This window comes from Clostridium sp. (assembly GCF_036646415.1).
GTDB lineage: Bacteria > Bacillota > Clostridia > Clostridiales > Clostridiaceae > Clostridium_J.
Genome location: NZ_JAVXMF010000030.1, coordinates 1 through 22312 on the forward strand (window position 1 = coordinate 1; position 22312 = coordinate 22312).

Here is a 22312-nt window from a genome sequence, read left to right on the forward strand (position 1 = left end):
GTGTTTATAATACTTTTTCTTTAATGCTCATATAAAGGACTTTTTCAGTGTCCTCATTGCACCCATGCTGGGCGCACATAAAAAAACCACCAAAGTTTCCCTTGGTGGTTTTTATACGAGATAAGTCTATAAGCCGAGTTCTGTATTTGACAATCATCTATCTAGGCCTATTATTACTAATAGGCTCCAGCGATACACCCGGGGACAGGACGGGCCGCCCTATAATGTCCCTCTATCGATCTTGCTCCAGATGGGGTTTACATAGCCGCAAAGTCGCCAGTGCGCTGGTGAGCTCTTACCTCACCTTTCCACCCTTACCCTAAGTTAAGTGAGAATCTAAATCTAGGATTTAGTCCCTCGAACTTATACATTCTAACTAGTTAGAATGTATTCCTTTAAAAAGGATTTACTTATGGCGGTATCTCTCTGTTGCACTTTCCTTAGAGTCGCCTCCACTGGGAGTTACCCAGCACCCTTGCCCTACGGAGCTCGGACTTTCCTCTCCTGATTTCTCAGCAGCGATTGTCTGGCTTACTCGCAAGATTTATATTAACACAGATCTTACACTATTGCAATGTCTTAAATTGTAAGTGAGAATCTAAATCTATGATTTAGTTCTTCGAACTTACTCCTTCGAATGCATATGAGAATGAGTTTCCACTATATAAAATTATAAGGATCCTTAACTACTTTAGATATAACAACCTCTACATCCATAGCTTTCACAGCTTCTTTCACTAACTTCGAAAGTTCTACCACAACTGGCCATTCAGAATTAAAATGACCCACATCTATTATTGATAAACCCATTTCACTATAATCTGATACAAAGTGATAAGTAGTATCCCCTGTGATTACTAAATCTGCTCCCATTTCATAGGATTTATCTAAATAATCCTCACCACTACCGTTTACTATAGAAATTCTTTTTATAGTTTTCTTCAAATCTCCAGAAAAACGCAAGAATTCTAAGTTTAGTTTCTCTTTAATCATATCTATTATTTCTTCTAAGGTTTTCTCCTCTTGAAGATTTATTATTCTACCTATGCCTGATTTGTCGTTATTAGGGTTTTTGTCTATTATTTCCCCGGAATTAAATCCAAGGAACCTAACGAAGGTATCATTTAATCCACCGCTGACAGAATCCCAATTAGTATGACTAGAATATAGTCCTATGTGATTTTTTATTAAGGATATAATCTTTTTCCCTTGAAGAGTGTCCGTTGTTATAGTCTTAGGCTTCCTAAACAGCAAAGGATGATGGGTTAGAATCAATTCTGCACCTATGCTCTTAGCTTCTTCTATAACATCCACAGTACAATCTAAAGCAACTAAAACCTTATGAACCTCCGCTTCTCTATCTCCCACCATAAGTCCTACGTTGTCATAACTCTCCTTAAGATTCACCGGAGCTACATTCTCCATTATGTTCATTATGTCTTCTATTTTCGCCACCATAATATCCTCCACAATCAACACTTATTTTAAATACTGTTCTATCTTGTTAATCTTAAGACCAAGTTCTTCTTTTCTGCTCTTAGAATTTTCTGTATCACCCTTAAGCCCTTCATATATTCTAATATATTTAGCTCTCTTAAACTCTAAGTATTCTTTATAGCCTTCATCCTTTTTATCTAATAGTATTTTACTTATCTCATAATATATAGGGTCAACTTCTTTAATGTTCTTCCCCCATTTTATTTTTAAGATTTCATAATATTTTTCTTCATCATATATTATACACTCATCCAAGATTTCACATCCACTTTTATATAGATACTCTCTTAAAACCTCTGGATTTTGTACTGGCTGAACTATAGCATACTTCAACTTCTTAAACACATCTTGACTCTCTTCCAAAATGTCCCTAATTAGATTTCCACCCATACCTGCAATTACTGCGGCTTCTACTTCACCTGGTTTAACGGTTTTAAGTCCTCCCCCAAGTCTACATTCAACCTTATCACTAAGATTATTATCCTTAAGGTTCTTTCTAGCCTTCTCTACAGGTCCCTTATTTATATCACTTGCTATAGCAAACTCTATTTTATTATTTTTAAGTAAATCTATAGGTACATATCCGTGATCCGTACCCACATCTACCATAGTTGTTACATTTGTCACTAAGCTACTTATTAATTTTAATCTTTTGCTAATTATCATATTTCCACCTTAATTCCATTTTTCTTTTATACAATTGTTGTTATAAGTCTTATTTGTAGATACAGGAAGGTTATTGCAACAAATAAGGATATATAGATATACCTATACGCTGCTTTCTTGTCATATTTTGCACAGAAATGAGCTGCGTAATACATACAGAAAAGCACTGCCATATTTAATAATCCATATATCATTTGAGAAAAAGCAAATTGTTTATCCGTTCCAACTTCTATTACAGTTCCTGATGCATTGAGAACCAGAGGTATTATATCTGGCAATTTATTTAGTATATAGAATATAAGTGGTGCAAAGGTTATGATTAATATTATAAGACTAGTTATAAATAATGGAATCATAAACTTCTTTTCCTTATAAAGCTTAGGCGATTTATTGTAATCCTTTGTCCAAGGTCTTTCAAATACATTTGCAGCCTTTAAAGCTATTTCAAACGCCTTATATTCTTTAGGTGATATTGCATAATTTACATCATCTATATTTTTAGTTTTTAAATATATAACTTTAGAGCTGTTTGTAACAAACATCCTCGTTGTCCCTAAGTTCTTAACTGCAATTCTTCCAATGGCAAACTTATTTGAGGATATTCCTGAAAGTCCAATACCCTTTATCTTTCCTTCTTCTGCTGTATAACTTTCTATATCCTCAATATTTAAAACTATTTCTTTCATTCCACCTAGACAACATATTCTAATTTCATTTTCTGAGATATGGTATTTCACAGTAAACCAAACTAATATGTGATATATATAAAATATATTACATATCACTAATATCACTTTTATTAAGTTTAACATTAAATATGAATCTAGAAGATAGATTATTATAAATCCCACTATATTTAAAGTTATAATTGTTAATATCGTTGGAATTATTTCTAGTTTCTTATTTCCATTGAAACTATTCATACACTTACCTCCTTATAGTCGCATGTAAAAACAAATATATTTATATCTATTTTCATTTTTGTATTTATTTTTATTTTATATTATATAGGTATGATTTGTCCATTATTTTTCAAATTTATGTTTAGATTACCTAAATATCTTGTACTACAATTATATTATATATCACACACTTTTATACTTAAAGTTAGAATAGATGCTTCATCTACTACATTTTGATAACAATATTAAAGAATAAAAAGCACCAAGAAAATAGCTTATAGGCTATTCACTTAGTACTTTTCACTATACTTATATTTTACCATTATTTATATATTAATCTAAATAATCTTTAAGTTTTTTGCTTCTACTTGGATGTCTAAGTTTTCTTAAAGCCTTAGCTTCTATTTGTCTAATTCTCTCTCTTGTTACATTAAACTCTTTTCCAACCTCTTCTAGTGTTCTAGCTCTTCCATCATCAAGTCCAAATCTAAGTCTTAACACTTTCTCTTCTCTTGGAGTTAATGTACGAAGTTGACTTATTAACTGTTCTTTTAACATTGTGAATGCAGCAGCTTCTGCAGGAGCTAAAGCATCATCATCTGGTATGAAGTCCCCTAGATGAGAATCTTCTTCTTCTCCAATTGGAGTTTCTAAAGATACAGGCTCTTGAGCTATTTTCATTATCTCTCTAACCTTATCCACTGTCATATCCATTTGTTTGGCAATCTCTTCTGGAAGTGGCTCTCTTCCCAGTTCTTGAAGAAGTTGTCTTGATACTCTTATTAGTTTATTTATTGTTTCTACCATATGGACTGGTATTCTTATAGTTCTTGCTTGGTCAGCAATAGCTCTTGTTATTGCTTGCCTAATCCACCATGTAGCATAGGTACTAAACTTGAATCCTTTACTGTAGTCAAACTTTTCTACAGCCTTTATAAGACCCAAGTTTCCTTCTTGTATTAAGTCTAGGAATAGCATACCTCTTCCAACATATCTTTTAGCAATACTTACAACTAGTCTAAGGTTAGCCTCTGCAAGTTTCTTCTTTGCATACTCATCTCCATCTTCTATTAGCTTTGCAAGTCTCATTTCTTCATCAGCTGATAATAGTGGTACCTTTCCAATTTCTTTCAGGTACATTCTAACAGGATCATCTATAGCAATTCCCTCTGGAATTGTTATATCAAGTTCTAATTCCTCTTCCTCTTCTTCATGTTGAGGATCACCTATAACATCAATTCCCATAGATTCAAGTACTTCATATATTTTTTCTATTTGTTCTGGTGTTAGATCTACGCCCTCAACCTCATCCATTATTTCCTTATATGTTAAGTTTCCTTTTTTCTTACCCTTCTCTATTAATTTCTTTACTAGAGCAACCTTTCCGGCTTTATCCTTCATCCAATTACCTCCCTTTTGTTACTTAAAGTCTTCCCATTTCCTTTTGTATATCCATAATCTCTCTGGCTAACATTAATGATTCTTCTACTAGTCCATTAGATTCACATACCCTAATTTTATTCATAATTTCCCTTTTCGACTCCTCTAACTTGTATTTTTTTATCTCTTTTATACAGTCATTTACCATTTTTTCAATCGAACTTTTATCTATGTCAATTTTACTCTCTTGAATCTTTATCCATTCTTTAGTAAAATCACTATCTTGAATTGTTTGCATTTCAATTAGATTTGATAATTCCTTTTCTGAAGCTCCATTATTCTCTACTATGACTTTATATATCACTTTATGGACTTCTAGAATAAAATCCTCTAGGTTTACACTACTTAGAATTTTATTTGACAAATCATTATTGATGGCAACCTTTAAAACCGTTCTTGCTGCTTTAATAAAAGCAGGCTCTAAGTATAATTTTTGCCCAATTTCCCTATTTATATTATTACTTTTATTATTTTTTATATATTTATTATCATTTTTGTTTAAAGATTGTAAGATAACCGCTTCTCCAACCCCACTTTTCTCAGAAACCTGCTTTATATATACAGCACGCTCTAATGAATCTAACTCCTTTAAGATTGGTACGACTTCTTTTAAATACCTTATTATCATTTCTTTTCTTGAAAAATCTATTCCTTTTTCAGCTAATTTTAATTTAAAATCTATAAGTGGCAATGATTCTTGTACCAGCTTTAAGAACTTCTCCCTTCCGTTTATCCTTATATATTCATCAGGATCTTTTCCCTTTGGAATTTGAAGAATTTTAAGTTCAAAGCCTTCTTTTTTCAATATTTCTAATCCTCTTATTGTAGCATTTTGCCCTGCTACATCTGAATCAAAGGATACAATCACTGTATCTACATACCTTTTTAGTAATTTACATTGTCCTTCTGTTAATGCCGTTCCTAATGTTGCTACTACATTGGTTACATCTTGTTGAACAAGTGAAATTACATCCATGTAACCTTCTACCATGATTACCGTTCTGGTAGGATTATTTTTTATAGCCAAATTTACTCCATAAAGATTAGTCCCTTTGTGAAATATAGGCGTCTCTGGAGAATTCAGATACTTAGGCTTAGAGTCATCTAACACTCTTCCACCAAATCCAATTACTTTTCCAGTAACATCAAATACAGGAAATATTATTCGGTTTCTAAATCTGTCATATATATTCCCTTTATCATTTTTAGTGGTAAGTCCCAATTCTAGTATTTCTTCTTCACTAAATCCCTTTTTCTTTAAATAGGTTCTTATCCCCTGCCAATCATCCAGTGCAAATCCAATACCGAATTTTTTTATTATACTATCACTTATTCCCCTTCCTCTCAGATACTCATAAGGTTCTTTAAATCTTTTTAGATTACTATAAAAATATCTACCTGACTGTACATTTATGTCATACATTCTTTTATACTTTTCTCTAGCTCCAGATTTATTCTCCTCAAGATTTTCATCCTCTAACACAATTCCTACCTTTTCTCCAAGAACTTTTACCGCCTCTGGAAAAGTTAAATTTCTTGTTTTCATTACGAAGCTTATAACATTGCCTGCTTCACCACATCCAAAACATTTATAAATTTGCTTTTCGCTAGACACAGTAAATGAAGGTGTCTTTTCATTATGAAAGGGACATCTTCCCGAATAGTTCTTACCTGTCTTTTTAAGGGTTACGGTTTCTGAAATTATGTCTACTATATTGTTCTCGTCTTTTACTCTTTGTATTATCTCCTGTGAAAACATGTTCACTCCACCTAACGATAAATTCCTTGCTCTTATAATTCGACATATATTTTGGAATTCCTCTTTTTATAAAGTTTTTTGTAAAGTTTTTATATAATGATTATATTCTTTACTATTATTAAATTCTTTATAATATATATTTTTCCTTCATAAACAATAATTCAAAGTTCTATTACCTATTAATTTGGTATATATATTTCCTTAAAAATATCTATACAATACTCATCACTCATCCCCGCTATATAGTCAGCTACTCCTTGATGATGACCTTCTTCTTTAGAAATATTTTTATAAAATTCCGGTAGTTTATCCTCATGGTTATAAAAATACTTATATAGCTCCATAAGAATAAATTTTGCCTTTTCTCGCTCTTCTTTTAGAAATTCTCCATTATAAACTTCTTTAAACATAAAATTTCTAAGTTCCTTAAATTTATCATCAATATCTTTAGATAAAGCTACCTGAATATGGTTATCCTTAATATTTTCAATAGTAGTATAAATACAATCTTTAACTAATGTATCTATCCTATCTCCATGAGTATATCCTAAAATCTGAAGTATATGCTTTGGTATATCCTCCATTGATAAAATTGATGCTCTTAAAGAATCATCTATATCATGATTTACATAAGCAATCTTATCACTGTACTTTACAACTTGTCCTTCCAAAGTAAATGCTCGTTCACTATTATTTGAAAATCCACTATGATATAGTATTCCATCTAAAACTTCCTTAGATAAATTAAGGCCTTGCCCATTATTTTCTATGCAAGTTAGTACCCTTATACTATTTTTATTATGAGTAAATCCATTGGGCAAAATCTCATTTAGCACGTCTTCACCACTATGAGCAAAGGCTACATGCCCAATATCATGACCTAAAGCAATAGCTTCTATTAAATCTTCATTTAATCCTATGCCTCTTCCTATAGTTTTGGCTATCTGTGCAACTTCAAGGGTGTGAGTAAGTCTAGTTCTATAATGATCACTCCAAGTTTTAATGTATACTTGAGTTTTTCGTTTTAATCTTCTAAAGGATTTACAGTGTATAATTCTATCTCTATCTATCATGTATGCAGTTCTAATTTCATCTAATTCTTCCACTCTTTCTCGTCCTCGAGAATCTTTTGATTTTGCTCCCTGCTGTATTATGTTATTTTCTTCTCCAAGCTCTATTTTTTCTCTAATATTCATTAAGTACACCTACCTCCCACTTAATTATTTAAACTCCTTATATATATTTTTTTCTTTACTTCATATATTTTCTTTACTGCATATACAAATTCCTCTAATTATCTATAATTTTTTACATATTTTTTATCTAAAATTTGCACATTGTACTATTATATTTCATTTACCTTGATTTTACTAGAGGTAATAAGTTGTTTAAATCGCTATATTTTCTAAATACCATGTAATTCTTTATGTTCTAAACAACTATATAATTATATAGTTACTTATTTATTATAGTATTTTAAATAAAACTTTATTCTTCATTTTGATATATTTTTAATATGGCTAACATAAACATAATTATAGTAGCGCAACTACTAAATTAGTTATCTTATAAGTGAGAATCCAAATTTGATATTTGGCCCTTCAAACTTACTCTTTCAAATTTATATGAGAAGGAGTTTCCCCTAATATGTTTAAGGAGAGATAAACAATGAATAATGTAATAGTAGATAATTCAACAATTGATTTGCTATCCACAAGCAATATTAAAAAAAATGTTTTACCTTATTATGATTTATCTAGAGATAGTGCTATATATCAAGTGAAATTTAAAGATACAGATAAGCAAAGAGCCGTTTATAAGATAGAAAGTAACGGCCATGAATATTGTCTTAAAAAAGTATATTATCAAGTTGATGAGCTTCTTTTTATTTATTCAGCCACGGAGTGGCTTTATAGAAATAATATAAACGTCCCTAGAATTTTATCTACATCTGATCACGGAAGATATGTAAATTATAATAATATGTTGTTTATTCTTACAGATTGGCTTCAAGGGGATAAGTGTGATTTTGATAATATTGATAATGTAAATATGGCAAGTAGAAACCTTGGCAACATGCATGAAATTTCTTTAGGCTTCTCTCCTATTTTAGGAAGCAAACATAAGGAAGGTCTTTCAAATCTTGCTGAATCTTTAAATAAACATACCCATCAGCTTGTAAATTTTGAGAAGCTTAGTCTTAAATATAAGGATTATTTTTCTAAAGTATATATGCTCAGTTTTACAACCAGTATGACTCTAGCAACTCTAGCAACTAACATAGCCAATACCATAGATACTTCAAATCTATCTAAATCTATTTGTCATAATGACTATGTAAGTAAAAATTTAATTGTAAATCAAGGAGAAATTTTTGTTATCGATTTTGATAAGTGTAAATATGATTATTGCGCCCTTGATATATCCTACTGCCTAAGGCGTCTTCTAAGGCGTGAAAACACTTGCTGGAATGGAGACCTGGCTATAAACTTTCTTCAACAGTATGAGATAAATCATCCTTTAACTCTAGACGATTATAAATATATACTTTCATACTTAGCCTTTCCTCAAAAATACTGGAAGTTGTCTAGGGATTATTACAATAATATTTCAAGATGCAATAAAAAATCCTTTGTTAATTTACTAAATAAAGCTGTATGTAATAATGATATTCATATAGATTTTAGCTATAAGCTACTTAAATACATTGAGTTAAAGTTTGGTGTGAAGCTTTAATTATTACAATTCTGATTTTACATTGAGTAGAACCCTAGTAAATCAATGTTGGAAAAGGATTGCTGAGCATAATATAATGTCATAATTAACACTAATTTAAAACATAACAAATAGAAAGCAAGACTAACAGGATATCACTGTCAGTCTTGCTTTCTTTAATTATAACTATGTCTTGTCAGCCTACTAATATGAAGTCCTCATTAATATTTACATAAAATATATTAGTAGATTTAGAGTCTTACTTACAGCAACAGCAGCTTTTCTTTCTTGGATGATTTACTTCAGCTTGTGCAGCGGCAAGTCTTGCAACTGGAACTCTGAATGGTGAACATGATACATAGTTTAATCCTATTATATGACAGAATTCAACTGATGATGGATCTCCACCATGTTCTCCACATATTCCAAGTTTTATTTCTGGTCTAGTAGTTTTTCCTAACTCTACAGCCATCTTAACTAACTTACCAACACCATTCTGATCAAGTCTTGCAAATGGATCAGATTCATATATACTCTTATCATAGTAATGTTTTAAGAAGTTTCCAGCATCATCTCTTGAGAATCCAAATGTCATTTGAGTTAAGTCATTTGTTCCAAATGAGAAGAATTCAGCTTCTTTAGCGATTTCATCAGCTGTTAATGCAGCTCTTGGAATCTCTATCATTGTACCTACCATGTATTTCATATCTATTCCAGCTTCTTTAATTATTTCATCAGCTACTCTCGTAACGATGTCTTTAACATATTTAAGCTCTTTTATTTCTCCTACAAGTGGTATCATGATTTCTGGAACGATGTCATAACCTTTTCTAGTTTTAACATCTATAGCAGCTTCAATTACCGCTCTAGTTTGCATTTCAGCAATTTCTGGATAAGATACTGCAAGTCTACATCCTCTATGTCCCATCATTGGGTTAAACTCATGTAGTGAATCTACAGTAGCTTTCAACTCTTCAAAAGTTAACCCTAAGTCCTTAGCTAATTCTCTTATTTCTTCATCCTCGTGAGGAAGGAATTCATGTAGTGGTGGATCTAAGAATCTTATAGTAGCAGGTCTATCCACTAATTCTTCGTAGATTCCTATGAAATCTTTTCTTTGCATTGGTAATAATTTTTCAAGAGCAGCTCTTCTTGTTGTTTCTTCTTTAGCAACTATCATTTCTCTTATAGCCATGATTCTGTCTGCCTCAAAGAACATGTGCTCTGTTCTACAAAGACCAATTCCCTGTGCTCCAAATTTCACACCTTGTGCTGTATCTCTTGGGGTATCTGCATTTGTTCTTACTTTTAATGTTCTTATTTCATCAGCCCAGCCCATGAATGTTCCAAAGTATCCATTAATTTCAGGTTCAACTGTTTTAATTTGTCCTGCATATACATTTCCTGTACTTCCATCAATAGAGATATAATCTCCTTCTTTGTAAGTAACTCCATTTACACTAAAGGTTCTTTGTGCCTCATTTACTTTTAAATCTCCACATCCTGCAACGCAGCATGTTCCCATTCCTCTAGCAACAACAGCAGCATGAGAAGTCATTCCGCCTCTTACTGTTAATATACCTTCTGAAGCAATCATGCCTTCGATATCTTCTGGTGATGTTTCAAGTCTTACAAGAACTACTTTTTCTCCTCTTTCATTAGCTATTTTTGAATCTTCTGCAGTAAAGTAAACCTTACCACAAGCAGCACCTGGAGATGCTGGAAGTCCTTTAGCTATTACAGTTGAAGCTTTAAGGCTTGCTTTATCGAAATTTGGATGTAGTAGTGTATCTAATTGCTTTGGCTCTACTTTAAGAATTGCCTGTTCTTTTGTTAACATTCCCTCTTCTACAAGTTCAACAGCTATTTTAAGAGCAGCTTGAGCTGTTCTTTTACCATTTCTAGTTTGTAGGAAGTAAAGCTTTCCATCTTCTATGGTAAATTCCATATCCTGCATATCTCTATAATGATCTTCTAATTTATTAACAATGTCTATAAATTCTTTATAAACAGCTGGATTTTCTTTTTCTAAATGCTCTATTTGTTGAGGTGTTCTAATACCAGCAACAACGTCTTCACCTTGTGCATTCATTAAGTACTCAGCAAATATTTTCTTTTCTCCTGTAGATGGGTTTCTAGAGAATGCAACTCCTGTACCAGAAGTATTTCCTTTGTTACCAAATACCATCTCCTGTACGTTTACTGCTGTTCCCCAGCTTCCTGGAATATCATTCATTCTTCTATAGATTATAGCTCTTGGATTGTTCCATGATCTAAACACAGCTGTAATTGAAGCTATTAATTGTTCATTTGGGTTACTTGGGAAATCTTCACCCTTAGCTTCTTTGTAGTAAGCTTTAAATTTAACAACTAATTCTTTTAAGTCATCTGCGTTTAATTCAGTATCAAGTTTAACTCCTCTAGCTTCCTTCATTTCATCCATGATGTCTTCGAAGTTTCTTTTTTCTACTTCCATAACAACATCTGCAAACATTTGAATAAATCTTCTATATGAGTCATAAGCAAATCTAGGGTTATTTGTTTTTTTAGCCATTACCTCTACAGTTTCATCATTTAATCCTAGATTAAGTATTGTATCCATCATTCCAGGCATAGATGCTCTAGCACCAGATCTTACTGAAACTAATAGAGGATTTTCTAAACTTCCAAACTTCTTACCACTTATTGCTTCAAGTTCAGTCATTTTATGGTTAATTTCATCTACTATTTCTTGTGATATTATCTTTCCATCATCATAATATTTATTACAAGCTTCAGTGGTCACTGTGAACCCTTGCGGTACTGGAATCCCTATGCTTGTCATTTCTGAAAGATTAGCCCCTTTTCCACCTAATAGATTTTTCATACTGCCGCTACCTTCTTTAAAAAGGTAAACATATTTTTTGTTCTCCATGTTATACAACCCCTATCTTTTAATATATATAGTCAAATGAATAAGTTTATTCATCTTCACCCAGTTTTACAAAAACACTAGTAATATTGGTTTTAGATATTTTCCCCACTATTTTTAATATCTCTTTACCATCTATAATTTCTTGCCTTACTACCGGTAAACAGTCAACCTGATGTGACATTATCTTCTTTGCTGCATTAAAAGCTGATTCTTCCTCGCTTACGCATATTATATTTGGCATTCTAGTCATAATTATTCCAACAGGTACTCTATGCATATCAGCTGTCCCCATAGCCATTTTGATGAAATCCTTTCTAGATACCGCTCCTAAAAGAATCCCTTCGTTTGCAATAAATAACGTCCCCGCATCATTTAAGAAAAGCGTTAAAATAGCTTCATAAACCGTGGTTTCTTCTGTAACTAGAATAGGTTTAGACATAACATCCTTAACTAAAATTTTTCTTATTTCACTATTTTTAGGATCCCTGTCTGATTTCTTAATACATACGTAACCTACCTTAGGTCTTGCTTGCAATATTCCAGTCATAGTTAATATGGATAGATCTGGTCTTATGGCGGAACGAGTCAGTCCTAACTCTTTTGCTATAGCTTCACTGGTGATTGGTTCATTTGCTTTAACTAAATCTATTATTTGTTCCTGTCTTTGTGAGAGTTTAATGACAATTCGCCACCTTTCGAATATGTAGTACTAACACTATAAATATTATACATAAACCCCATTATAGATTTTATTGTAAATGTGGTTATAAGTTTAATATAGTAGTGGTAGTAATCGCTATAATTTTTTACTATTATTAAATAGTACCGTAATTAGTGTAACACAATTACTATGTTTTATATTATATCATGATATTATAACAAGTAATATGATTTTTCAATACATTTATTTCATAAATGTACAAAAGATTCATTTAATTTTCAACTTAGCCATTATAAAACATAGAAAATGTTATTTAATCCAATAGTTTGAATTTTCAATTTTGTATATTTTGTTATAAATAAAAGATGGAAATATCCTTTCCATCTTTCTACGTGATTTCTAAATTTTAAAAGATTTTTATTTATTACCATGTAATATTTTATCTTTAAATTTCTCATAAGTTACAGATATACCCTCTTTTAATTCATGAGTTACTTCTGTAGCCTTTTGTGCCGTGGTTTTCATAGTGTTCTTAACAAGCTTATTTATTACTTCTACTGAACCATCTTCTTTTATTATGTCTATCTCTAAGTCTGTAAATACTGCTGTTGCAGCTCCTAACACTATCAATACAGGTTGTAGTAGTAATACTATTCCAACTACTATTCCTGCATTCACAGGTATATTTACAAGTGTATTTTCATCAGTTCTAATTATTATTCTTGATACATTTCCACTTTTAATAAGAGATTTTATATAATTCACAAATTCACTTTCACTGATTTTTTCATTAAAGTTCTTATTATTATTTTGTTTTTGTCTTTCGCAATAAATTAAAGCTTCTATTATGTCTCCATTAAACTTTTCTAAAATTTCCTGTGCCTCTTCATAGGATAAATTTGCTCTATCCCTTAGCATTTCTATTTTTTTTAAAGTATTTTCATCCATAAATATTCCCCTCCCAAGCAACATTCACTGATTAAATCACAGATTTAGAGTATTACAAGTAAACTCCTTCTCATATTCATTCGAATGAGTAAGTTCTACTAGCCAAATCACAGATTTGGAGTGTCACTTAAGTAATGATAGGCTTTTAGGCTTTCTTCTATAATTCAACTCCATGAATGTAGCTAAAATTTTCTGTATCTCAGCCTTAGTAGCTTTGTCCAAATTTAATCTTCCAACCTTCTCTAAGTCTACTTTTTTTAAGAACTTTAATCCATTATATGTGGCACCAGACACTTTCGTACCATGCTGCTTTTCACATTCATCACATATGCCACCATAAAATTGAAATGATATATAATCGGATTTATTAATTTTATTGTTACAAAGTGCACAGTTCTCTAATGAAATTCCATAACCTATAGAATTTAATAATTTCACTTCAAAAGCCCGAGCTAAAAGTTCCATATCTACGGCTTTATTTCTCATAAGGTAGAAGCATTTAACTAAATTCATAAAAACAGTATAGTTTTCTTCTTCCTCCATGGTAATATCAATAAGCTCATTAAAATATGATCCATATATCAAGGTATCATAGTCATTTAATATATCTTGAAAGGAATCTATTATCTTTCCTTCATTTAACGTATATAGTCCTCTGCCTTTATATAGTACATACTCTCCAAAACAAAATGGTAGGGTGTTAGAAAAGTTTTTATTTTTACTTCGTCTCGCACCCTTAGCAATAACAGATACCTTACCCATATCTTCAGTAAATATCCATAATAACTTATCATTTTCTTTGTATTCTTGAGTTTTTAGCACCATACCTCTAGTTTTAATGGTACTCAACAGATACCACCTACAATTCTATTTATTTATAGCCAAGTTCTTTTAATACGAAGGAACTATCTCTCCACTCACTTTTAACTTTAACCCAAAGCTTTAAGTTTACCCTACATCCTAAGAACTTTTCTATATCTTGTCTTGCATAGGTAGATATCTTTTTCAACATAGTTCCATTTTTACCTATTATTATACCTTTGTGTGAATCTTTTTCACACAGCATATTTGCTTCTATAAGATAATTTCCATTATCATTCTTTTTCATAGTTAATATTTCTATAGCTATTCCATGAGGTACCTCTTGAGATAATAATCTTAAAGCCTTCTCTCTTATAATTTCCATAACGATAAATCTTTCTTGTTGATCAGTTATCATATCCTCTGGATAATACTTTGGACCCTCTGGCAATTTTTCAACTACTAACTCTAAAAGTTTTTCTGTGTTTTTTCCATTCATAGCTGAAATAGGTATTATTTCTGCAAAGTCAAATTCCTGAGTATATTGATCTAAAGTCTTCGCTACTCTATCAGCAGAGTTTTCATCTATTTTATTTACAACTAAAAATACTGGTGTATTACACCCCTTTAACTGCTCTAAAATATGTACATCCGACTTGTTAATTTGCCCTTCTGGGCTTGTTAAAAATAGCACAACATCTACATCTTTCATAGAATCTTTAGCTATCTTCACCATATAATCTCCAAGCTTATTCTTTGGATTATGCATACCTGGAGTATCCACGAACACTATTTGATAATCATCCTTGGTTAATATTGTCTGTATATTGTTTCTTGTGGTCTGAGGTCTACTTGATACTATAGATAATTTCTCCCCCATTAAATGATTTAACAGAGTTGATTTCCCTACATTCGGTCTTCCTATTATAGTTATAAATCCTGATTTAAACATATATCCTCCTTTATTTAAGTAAGTCTTCTTTAGTAAATGCTCCTGGTAATATTTCTTCTAGAGTTTTTACTTTATACTCATCTTTGTTTTTAATTAATATTATTTCTATATCTTTATCTGCAAATTCTGCAATAACCTGTCTACATATACCACAAGGTGCAGTGTAAGTTGACATATCTCCTACTACAGCAATTTTTTTCATTACCTTATGTCCTTCAGATACCGCTTTAAATATGGCAGTTCTTTCAGCACAGTTTGTAGCACCGTAGGAAGCATTTTCTATATTACATCCTGTAAACACCGTACCATCTTCCATTTCAATTGCGGCACCCACCTTGAACTTAGAGTAAGGTGAATATGAATTTTCTCTTGCATCTATTGCAGTTTTAACTAACTCTTTATTCTCCATTTCAATTTCCCTCCCATTTAATTAAATTTTCTTCTTTTTTAAGATTATTTACCTAGAAATAATAATTCAACTCTTCATTAGCCATTCTATAGACATTCATACATAACTCATATGAAATATGAAATGATTTTTACCGGTATTAACACCAGTATTCTAGTATACACTATAGTAATACTATTGTCCCACGGTTTCACTAAATAATTCATATAAGAAGAAGTGTCCTTAAACTCATAGACACCTCTTATACTATAATCTGATATAAAAACAGAATCAACAATGATCCAAACGCTCCTCCAAGAACCACCTCTAAAATAGAATGGACATCTGAATCAACCCTACTTTGAGCTACTATAAAGGCTAATAGGAATGCAAGTATCATTATTAATGGCTCCGTTGTTAAAAGGGTAATTGTAGTTGCTATGGCAAAAGCTATAGAACTGTGACCACTAGGCATTCCACCTCTCAGTGGAGTCCCTTCATCATAAATGGCTTTAACTACTACCGTTGCAATACACACTATCACTAACATAAAGAATATCATATGTGGATTTGAATTTTTAATTTTCGAGAGAATTATTAATGAAAAAGGTAATACTTTGTCATAAAAAATTATATAAGCCACCAATATGGCATTTAAAGCAGTTATCAGTACCGCTCCTGCTGCCACATTCTTTGCAATTTTTGCCAAGGGATGATAGAAGTTCGTGGTGGCATCTATAGCACACTCTACTGCCGTGTTTATCATTTCAGCTACAACAACCATAGTTATTGTTATTGTTAGTATTAAAAGTTCAATCTTGGTCAAATCAAAGAAAAAAGATCCAATTAATACTAACATAGTTATTATCATATGTATTCGCATATTTCTTTGAGTTCTAATTGAGTAAATTATACCCTCTATAGCATAGTTGAAGCTATCCACTAGCTTTTTCACCTTCATAATACTCCACACCACCTTAAACAAAGTTGACATGGTAGAATCATGTCATACTTATAATTTTTCTATCTAGTTTATAAGCTTCATTAGTCCTTAAAATTCTTATCTTTCAATTTTAAATTTGTTTAAAATCTCTTCTTCTCTAGCCCTCATAACTTTCTTATCATTTTCCTCCATATGGTCATAACCAAGTAAGTGAAGTATGGAGTGAATTATAAGATAGCATACCTCTCTTGTAAATGAATGCCCAAAATCTTCACTCTGCTCTTTTGCTCTCTCTAGAGATAGAACTATATCTCCCAGGACTAGATTACCCTCATTTAAATCTATTTGAGAAAACTCATATCCTATATAAAACTGCTTAAACACCATTTTATCCTGGTAATCAAGCATAGGAAATGATAGTACATCAGTAACCTTATCTATACCCCTAGTATCCTGATTAATTTCTCTTATACTTTCATTATTTACAAAAATTATACTTACCTCGTAGGGTATTGTTACCTGCTCCTCCTTCAAGGTGTAGTTAACAATATCCTCAATATTGCCTTGTAAGTCTTCATCTATAGTGATAAGACTTTGTCTATTGTCCATATAAATCATATTATTCTTCCTCGTTCTTACTAGATTGTTCTTTCTCTTTTATAGCCTTTTCAATATTTATTTTTTCCTTAGGATATTCTATTCTTTCATGGTAAATCCCTGATAATACTTTTAAGAAGCTCTCTCTTATCTTTTCCAAATCTTTAAAAGTTAAATCAGAATTAACAAGTTGATTTTCATCTATTCTAGCTTTTATTATGTTATTTACCATAATTTCAATCTTATCTTTTGTTGGCTCTTGTATTGATCTTACTGCAGCCTCAACTCCATCAGCCATCATAACAATAGTAGATTCTTTAGTTGTTGGTGGAGGACCACTATATTGGTAGTCATTCTCGTTTATTTCATCTGGATTTTCGCTTTGATTCCTCATTGTTATATAGAAATACTTAGCAAGAGAGTCTCCATGGTGCTCTCTTATAACATCAATTATAACCTGTGGTAAGTTGTATTTATTCGCCAACTTAATTCCATCATCCACATGAGATAGTATTATAGCTGCACTTAAGGCAGGTGACATATCATCATGAGGATTAGCTATACCAACTTGATTTTCTTTAAAGTAATAAGGTCTCTCTAATTTACCTACGTCATGATAATACGCAGAAACCCTTGCCATTATTGGATTTGCACCTACATTTTCTGCAGCCATCTCTGCTAAATTTGCAACTAGAACTGAGTGATGATAAGTACCTGTAGCTTCTAATAATAATCTTCTCATCAAAGGATGATTTGGATTAGCTAGCTCTAACAGCTTTATGTTTGTTACTACATCAAATATATTTTCCAAGAATGGTAGTATACCTATAGCTAATATACCAGATATTATTGCCGATGCACCTGTAAGCAATGCCCTATTTAATATAGTGGATAAATTTGTACTTAAAAAATATCCCATAATTCCTCCAAAGATTATGTTTACTACACCAATAATTAAAGATGAATATAGTATGTCATTTCTTTGTTGTACTCTTTTTAATACCATAGGAACTATTACAGCATTAAGTAATGCTATTAAAATTAAATCCACAGAAAATTTAACAATAAAAGATATGAATATTACATTTAGTACCCCTATAGTTACAGAGGTTTTGCTATCAATTAATACAGATAATAAAATAGCTACACATGCAAAAGGAATTGTATATGGTGATATAGGAATAAATACTCTTGCCAGTGCCACCGTTAAAATTGTTAGAATATTTATTAATACAACTTTAGTATTATCTTCATATAAATCCTTTCTTCTTAACTTTATATATATCCATTGTATACCTAATATTCCTCCAACGATTAAAATTAAAGCTAGATGCATATATATTCCATTGGATTTATTATTATCTAAAAGACCTAAATCATTTAAAAGTTCTAGCTGAGATTCATTAATTGGCTGCCCCTCAGCTATAATAGTTTGATCTTTTTTATAAATTACAGGGGTTACATTCTTGGCCACATTTTGTCTTGCTTCTTCAGTTTTTTCATGATCAACAAAGTATGTTGCCTTGGTTTGTGAATGCCCAATTGCCATAGATAAATCTTTTACACTTTTAGAATAACTAGAATTATTAAATGTAGTAGTTATATATCCTTGAGCTGAAAAAATATCTTGAGGCTTATTCTCATATATAGATGTGGTATCATATAAGTTATTCATACATGATACTATATCCTTATTTATACTTTCTAATTGAGTTTCGCTTAATCCTAATAAAATCTCATAGTTCTCTATAGAAAGATTCTGTATTGGACTTTGTTCTCTTAATTTCTTTATCTTCTCAGCTTTTAGTTTTTCCTCTTGTTCCCTAACTTTATCTGGATCTTCTTTATCTGATTGACTGATAGTTAATACAGTTTCCTTATTTATTTTCTTTACAACTACAAACAAGTTGTCTATATTTTCAACAGCTAACTTTCTAACACTTGCATCATAGGTATAGGTTTCCTGTATATGCTTTAATTCCTCTTCTATGTTTTTTTGGGTAGCTATCTTATCCTCAACATCTTTTGGTGCTTTAATATCAAATTTAGCTATCTCTCCAACATCTAATGTATACTTCTTATTTACTACAACTGAGCTTAAAATTAAATAAATTATCAACGTGGTGGTAATAAAAGTAATATGTGGTTTTATTACTGGAAACTTTCTCTTCCTTAATATTTTTTTATATCCCATGTTTACACCTTCTCTTTAAGTGTTAGGGCTCCCCTCTTCACTTACTTCCTTTGGAGCTACAACCTCACTCAAGGCAATATCTTCCTCTACCGTAACTAATACCCTAACCTCATATTTGTCATCTTGCTTTTTAACCTCAGGCTTAATATCTAATATTTTAACACCTCTGTCTAAATTTAATGTAATCTTATTTTCTAATTCCTTAACTATAGCATCTGAATTTGTCTCTATTTGAACTTCCTCAGTTTCATAATAAGTTTCCTTTATACAAATACCCCATTTTGTTTCTATTTTATCATAATTTTTAAAGTTATTTAATGATTTTTTAAGATAAATTTTCTTATTATTAAGATTTATGGAATAAGATGAAATTTCATTTCCAGTCCTTTTATTTTCTACAGTATGAGTTGGAACTATTTTAATTTCTTCATAAAATGTAGTTGCATATATTCTTCCTTGAGCTTTTACAGAAAACTCCCTTCCCTCTTTCCCCTCTTGACCTTTAACGATTAAATCCCCCTGGCTAACCACCGTACCTGGAACTTTAACTTGAGTACCTGCACTTGTATATATCCTGTTTATGATTCCACTTCTTCTAGCTACTAAATCACCTGTATATTCCTTTTCCTTTACAACTGGTGGCTCTTGCCTTTCTACAATTTCAACTGTAAGTTTTGACCCCTCAGTCCTAACCTTAACCCACATTATTTCATCAATGTCTGTAACTAAATCTTCCTCTACTTTAAGTACGTCTATTGAATCTTTCCTAGTTCCAACCATTATACCATAACTCTTAAGTATATTCCTAACTTCTAAGGGCGCAAGATATTTATCTGTAAGGATTTCAACCTTCCAAACAAATCCACCAAGGTAATATAATATATAGATGAATAAAGCTACACCTACTAGCAATACTTTTCTATGATTAAATTTAAGTGACAAGAAATTTATACCCTTGCGATCTATAACTCTCATCTTCCCATTTATCTTTGTCACAGCCTCTTCTAGATAATGATATTCTGACATCTTTATATCTAGTGTTATTGAAAACATATTATTTCTCTTAACATTTTTTATTTCTACATTCTTATTCCAAAGGTAATTCAGGACCTTTTCACCCTTCATGGATTCTACTTCTACCCTTACAAAACTTTTATTAAAATTATTTATTTTCTTCATAATTCTCATACACCACCGTTCTAAATTTACCTGTTAAAGTTATGGTGGTTCCTCCTACAAAAATAATTTCAAAATTTTCCCCTAAAATTTCTAAAAGTCCTAATGTGGTATTTATCACTAACTCATTAGTATTAAACTTTATTATTCCCTTGTGATTTTCAACTGTTATCTCTTTTTCAGCTAATATAGTTATTTTAGGCAAACTAAGAGCTACATCAACAGGTAGATCTAACCCATATACAACTTTTTCTTTTACTCTCGCTAATTTATTATTCAAACTCCATCACCTCTAAATCATAATAATTTTTACACAAATCCCCTTTTAAATTTTATGATTTTGAGTAATGATTAATTACTTAAATTCAAAAAGAACTTACCCCTGTTTTATTACAATGAGTAAGTTCTATATATATTTCCTAAATCAAGGACTTAGATATGACACTCTTTCTCATATTCATTCGAAGGAGTAACTTCGAGCAACTAAATCAAAGATTTAGATTCTCAGTTAAATCACAGATTTGGAGTGGCAATTAAAAAGGACTCAGTTAACTGAGTCCTTTATTTATTCAAATATTCTTTTACTATTTGACTTACTACCTTACCATCTGCTCGACCATTTACTTTAGGTCTTACATCTGACATAAGTTTTCCCATATCTTTAATGCTACTAGTACCAAGTTTTTCGGCTGACTCTATAACAATCTTTCGGATTTCTTGTTCCGTTAACTGCTGAGGAAGGTATTGTAATAAGATTTCTATTTCCAAATTAGTCTCATCAACCAAATCTTGTCTATTTCCTTTTTGAAACTCAACCAAAGAATCTCTTCTTTGCTTAATCTCTTTCGCTAAAATCTCAATAATTTTATCATCATCGACATTGGTTGCTCCAGATTTCTCAACTAGCAATATAGAAGCTTTCGCCATACTTATTACTTTTGCTTTAAACCTATCTTTTTGTTTAATAGCATTTTTCCAGTCGTCCTGTAATGTTTCCTTAATGGATGACATTATTTAAACCTTCTTTCAAATTCTATTTAAATTTTCTTTTTCTAGCAGCTTCTGATTTTTTCTTTTTCTTAACACTTGGTTTTTCATAGTGTTCTCTTTTTCTTACTTCTGAAAGCACACCTGATCTTGCACATTTCTTTTTAAATCTTCTTAATGCATTCTCTAATGATTCATTTTCTCCAACTTTTATCTCTGACATTTATATCCCTCCCTCCGCTAGCTCAATTCAATTTTAATTAAAAGTAGCCAATGCGAGGCCTAAATAGCACATTTTCAATTATACAATTCACATTAACTTATGTCAAGATTTTCATCAGTTTTATTTATATAAATTTTAACCTGGTGGCCATTTTAGATTTCTTCCACCCAATAAATGAAAATGTAAATGTGGTACTGTTTGCCCACCATCTTCTAAGGTGTTAGTTACGACTCTATAGCCACTTTTTTCTATCCCTAGGGTTTCTACTAGCTTTGGAATGGTTGAGAAAATATGAGCTACAATAACACTATTCTCTTTATCTATGTCATTTACGCAGCTGATATGCTCCTTTGGAATAATGAGAATATGAACAGGAGCTTCCGGGCTTATATCATGGAATGCTAAAATCTTTTCATCTTCATAAACCTTATTTGAAGGAATTTCTCCCTTTGCTATCTTACAAAATAGACAATCTGACATGTTTTCACCTCCATTCCTAATTTAAAAAACAATTGTTAAGTTTCTTTACAGATACACTAGTATAATAGC

At 31.3% G+C, this 22312-nt stretch carries 21 protein-coding genes and 1 other RNA gene; 1 reads left to right on the forward strand and 21 read right to left on the reverse strand.

Annotated elements, in window-relative coordinates; translation table 11 throughout:
* Positions 1-112: 112 nt before the first annotated feature.
* From rnpB to RSD37_RS14655, 7 genes are all read right to left on the reverse strand, one after another.
* An RNA gene (gene rnpB, locus RSD37_RS14625) (RNase P RNA component class A) lies at positions 113-538 on the reverse strand.
* Positions 539-660: 122 nt separating this feature from the next.
* Positions 661-1458: a Nif3-like dinuclear metal center hexameric protein gene (locus RSD37_RS14630; RefSeq protein ID WP_346947483.1), complete on the reverse strand. Its 798-nt coding sequence runs from the start codon at positions 1456-1458 to the stop codon at positions 661-663.
* A gap of 21 nt (positions 1459-1479) precedes the next feature.
* On the reverse strand, positions 1480-2163 hold the full coding sequence (locus RSD37_RS14635; RefSeq protein WP_346947484.1) for a class I SAM-dependent methyltransferase: 684 nt from the start codon (positions 2161-2163) through the stop codon (positions 1480-1482).
* Between the two features lie 26 nt (positions 2164-2189).
* On the reverse strand, positions 2190-3086 hold the full coding sequence (locus RSD37_RS14640) for a PH domain-containing protein (protein WP_346947485.1): 897 nt from the start codon (positions 3084-3086) through the stop codon (positions 2190-2192).
* 312 nt (positions 3087-3398) lie between these two features.
* Complete coding sequence (rpoD, locus tag RSD37_RS14645) at positions 3399-4466, reverse strand: RNA polymerase sigma factor RpoD (RefSeq protein ID WP_346947486.1); 1068 nt, start codon at positions 4464-4466, stop codon at positions 3399-3401.
* Between the two features lie 22 nt (positions 4467-4488).
* A complete protein-coding gene (dnaG, locus tag RSD37_RS14650) occupies positions 4489-6264 on the reverse strand; it encodes a DNA primase (protein ID WP_346947487.1) in 1776 nt (591 codons plus the stop codon).
* Positions 6265-6443: 179 nt separating this feature from the next.
* Positions 6444-7460, reverse strand: a complete 1017-nt coding sequence (locus RSD37_RS14655; RefSeq protein ID WP_346947488.1) for a deoxyguanosinetriphosphate triphosphohydrolase — start codon at positions 7458-7460, stop codon at positions 6444-6446.
* A 472-nt stretch (positions 7461-7932) separates the two neighbouring features.
* Here RSD37_RS14655 and RSD37_RS14660 point away from each other — a divergent pair, with 472 nt between their 5' ends.
* Entirely contained in the window at positions 7933-9000 is a 1068-nt protein-coding gene (locus RSD37_RS14660; protein ID WP_346947489.1) for a CotS family spore coat protein, read from the forward strand.
* 238 nt (positions 9001-9238) lie between these two features.
* On the opposite strand, the gene ppdK is transcribed toward RSD37_RS14660, so the two are convergent.
* The 14 genes from ppdK to RSD37_RS14730 form a co-directional block, all read right to left on the reverse strand.
* A complete protein-coding gene (gene ppdK, locus RSD37_RS14665) occupies positions 9239-11893 on the reverse strand; it encodes a pyruvate, phosphate dikinase (protein ID WP_346947490.1) in 2655 nt (884 codons plus the stop codon).
* A 46-nt stretch (positions 11894-11939) separates the two neighbouring features.
* Complete coding sequence (locus RSD37_RS14670) at positions 11940-12572, reverse strand: helix-turn-helix transcriptional regulator (RefSeq protein WP_346947508.1); 633 nt, start codon at positions 12570-12572, stop codon at positions 11940-11942.
* A 399-nt stretch (positions 12573-12971) separates the two neighbouring features.
* The gene (locus RSD37_RS14675) at positions 12972-13502 is read right to left on the reverse strand and encodes a DUF4342 domain-containing protein (protein WP_346947491.1); all 531 of its coding nucleotides are present in this window, start codon (positions 13500-13502) and stop codon (positions 12972-12974) included.
* A gap of 123 nt (positions 13503-13625) precedes the next feature.
* Positions 13626-14351: a DNA repair protein RecO gene (gene recO / locus RSD37_RS14680; RefSeq protein ID WP_346947492.1), complete on the reverse strand. Its 726-nt coding sequence runs from the start codon at positions 14349-14351 to the stop codon at positions 13626-13628.
* 22 nt (positions 14352-14373) lie between these two features.
* Positions 14374-15255 (reverse strand): GTPase Era, encoded by an 882-nt coding sequence (gene era, locus RSD37_RS14685; RefSeq protein WP_346947493.1) that lies wholly within the window; start codon positions 15253-15255, stop codon positions 14374-14376.
* 10 nt (positions 15256-15265) lie between these two features.
* A complete protein-coding gene (locus tag RSD37_RS14690; RefSeq protein ID WP_346947494.1) occupies positions 15266-15664 on the reverse strand; it encodes a cytidine deaminase in 399 nt (132 codons plus the stop codon).
* A 241-nt stretch (positions 15665-15905) separates the two neighbouring features.
* Positions 15906-16604 (reverse strand): diacylglycerol kinase, encoded by a 699-nt coding sequence (locus RSD37_RS14695; protein WP_346947495.1) that lies wholly within the window; start codon positions 16602-16604, stop codon positions 15906-15908.
* Positions 16605-16703: 99 nt separating this feature from the next.
* Positions 16704-17204, reverse strand: coding sequence for an rRNA maturation RNase YbeY (gene ybeY / locus RSD37_RS14700; protein ID WP_346947496.1), 501 nt, complete (start codon positions 17202-17204; stop codon positions 16704-16706).
* Between the two features lies 1 nt (position 17205).
* On the reverse strand, positions 17206-19377 hold the full coding sequence (locus RSD37_RS14705) for an HDIG domain-containing metalloprotein (RefSeq protein WP_346947497.1): 2172 nt from the start codon (positions 19375-19377) through the stop codon (positions 17206-17208).
* Positions 19378-19392: 15 nt separating this feature from the next.
* Positions 19393-20556 carry a sporulation protein YqfD gene (gene yqfD / locus RSD37_RS14710; RefSeq protein WP_346947498.1) on the reverse strand — a complete coding sequence of 388 codons (1164 nt, stop codon included), beginning with the start codon at positions 20554-20556 and terminating at the stop codon, positions 19393-19395.
* Positions 20540-20833: a sporulation protein YqfC gene (yqfC, locus tag RSD37_RS14715; protein WP_346947499.1), complete on the reverse strand. Its 294-nt coding sequence runs from the start codon at positions 20831-20833 to the stop codon at positions 20540-20542. Before yqfC ends, yqfD begins: the two co-directional genes overlap by 17 nt.
* 281 nt (positions 20834-21114) lie before the next feature.
* Positions 21115-21564 (reverse strand): GatB/YqeY domain-containing protein, encoded by a 450-nt coding sequence (locus tag RSD37_RS14720; protein WP_346947500.1) that lies wholly within the window; start codon positions 21562-21564, stop codon positions 21115-21117.
* A gap of 22 nt (positions 21565-21586) precedes the next feature.
* Entirely contained in the window at positions 21587-21763 is a 177-nt protein-coding gene (gene rpsU, locus RSD37_RS14725; protein ID WP_346947501.1) for a 30S ribosomal protein S21, read from the reverse strand.
* 135 nt (positions 21764-21898) lie between these two features.
* Positions 21899-22243, reverse strand: a complete 345-nt coding sequence (locus RSD37_RS14730; protein ID WP_346947502.1) for a histidine triad nucleotide-binding protein — start codon at positions 22241-22243, stop codon at positions 21899-21901.
* Between the last annotated feature and the right edge of the window lie 69 nt (positions 22244-22312).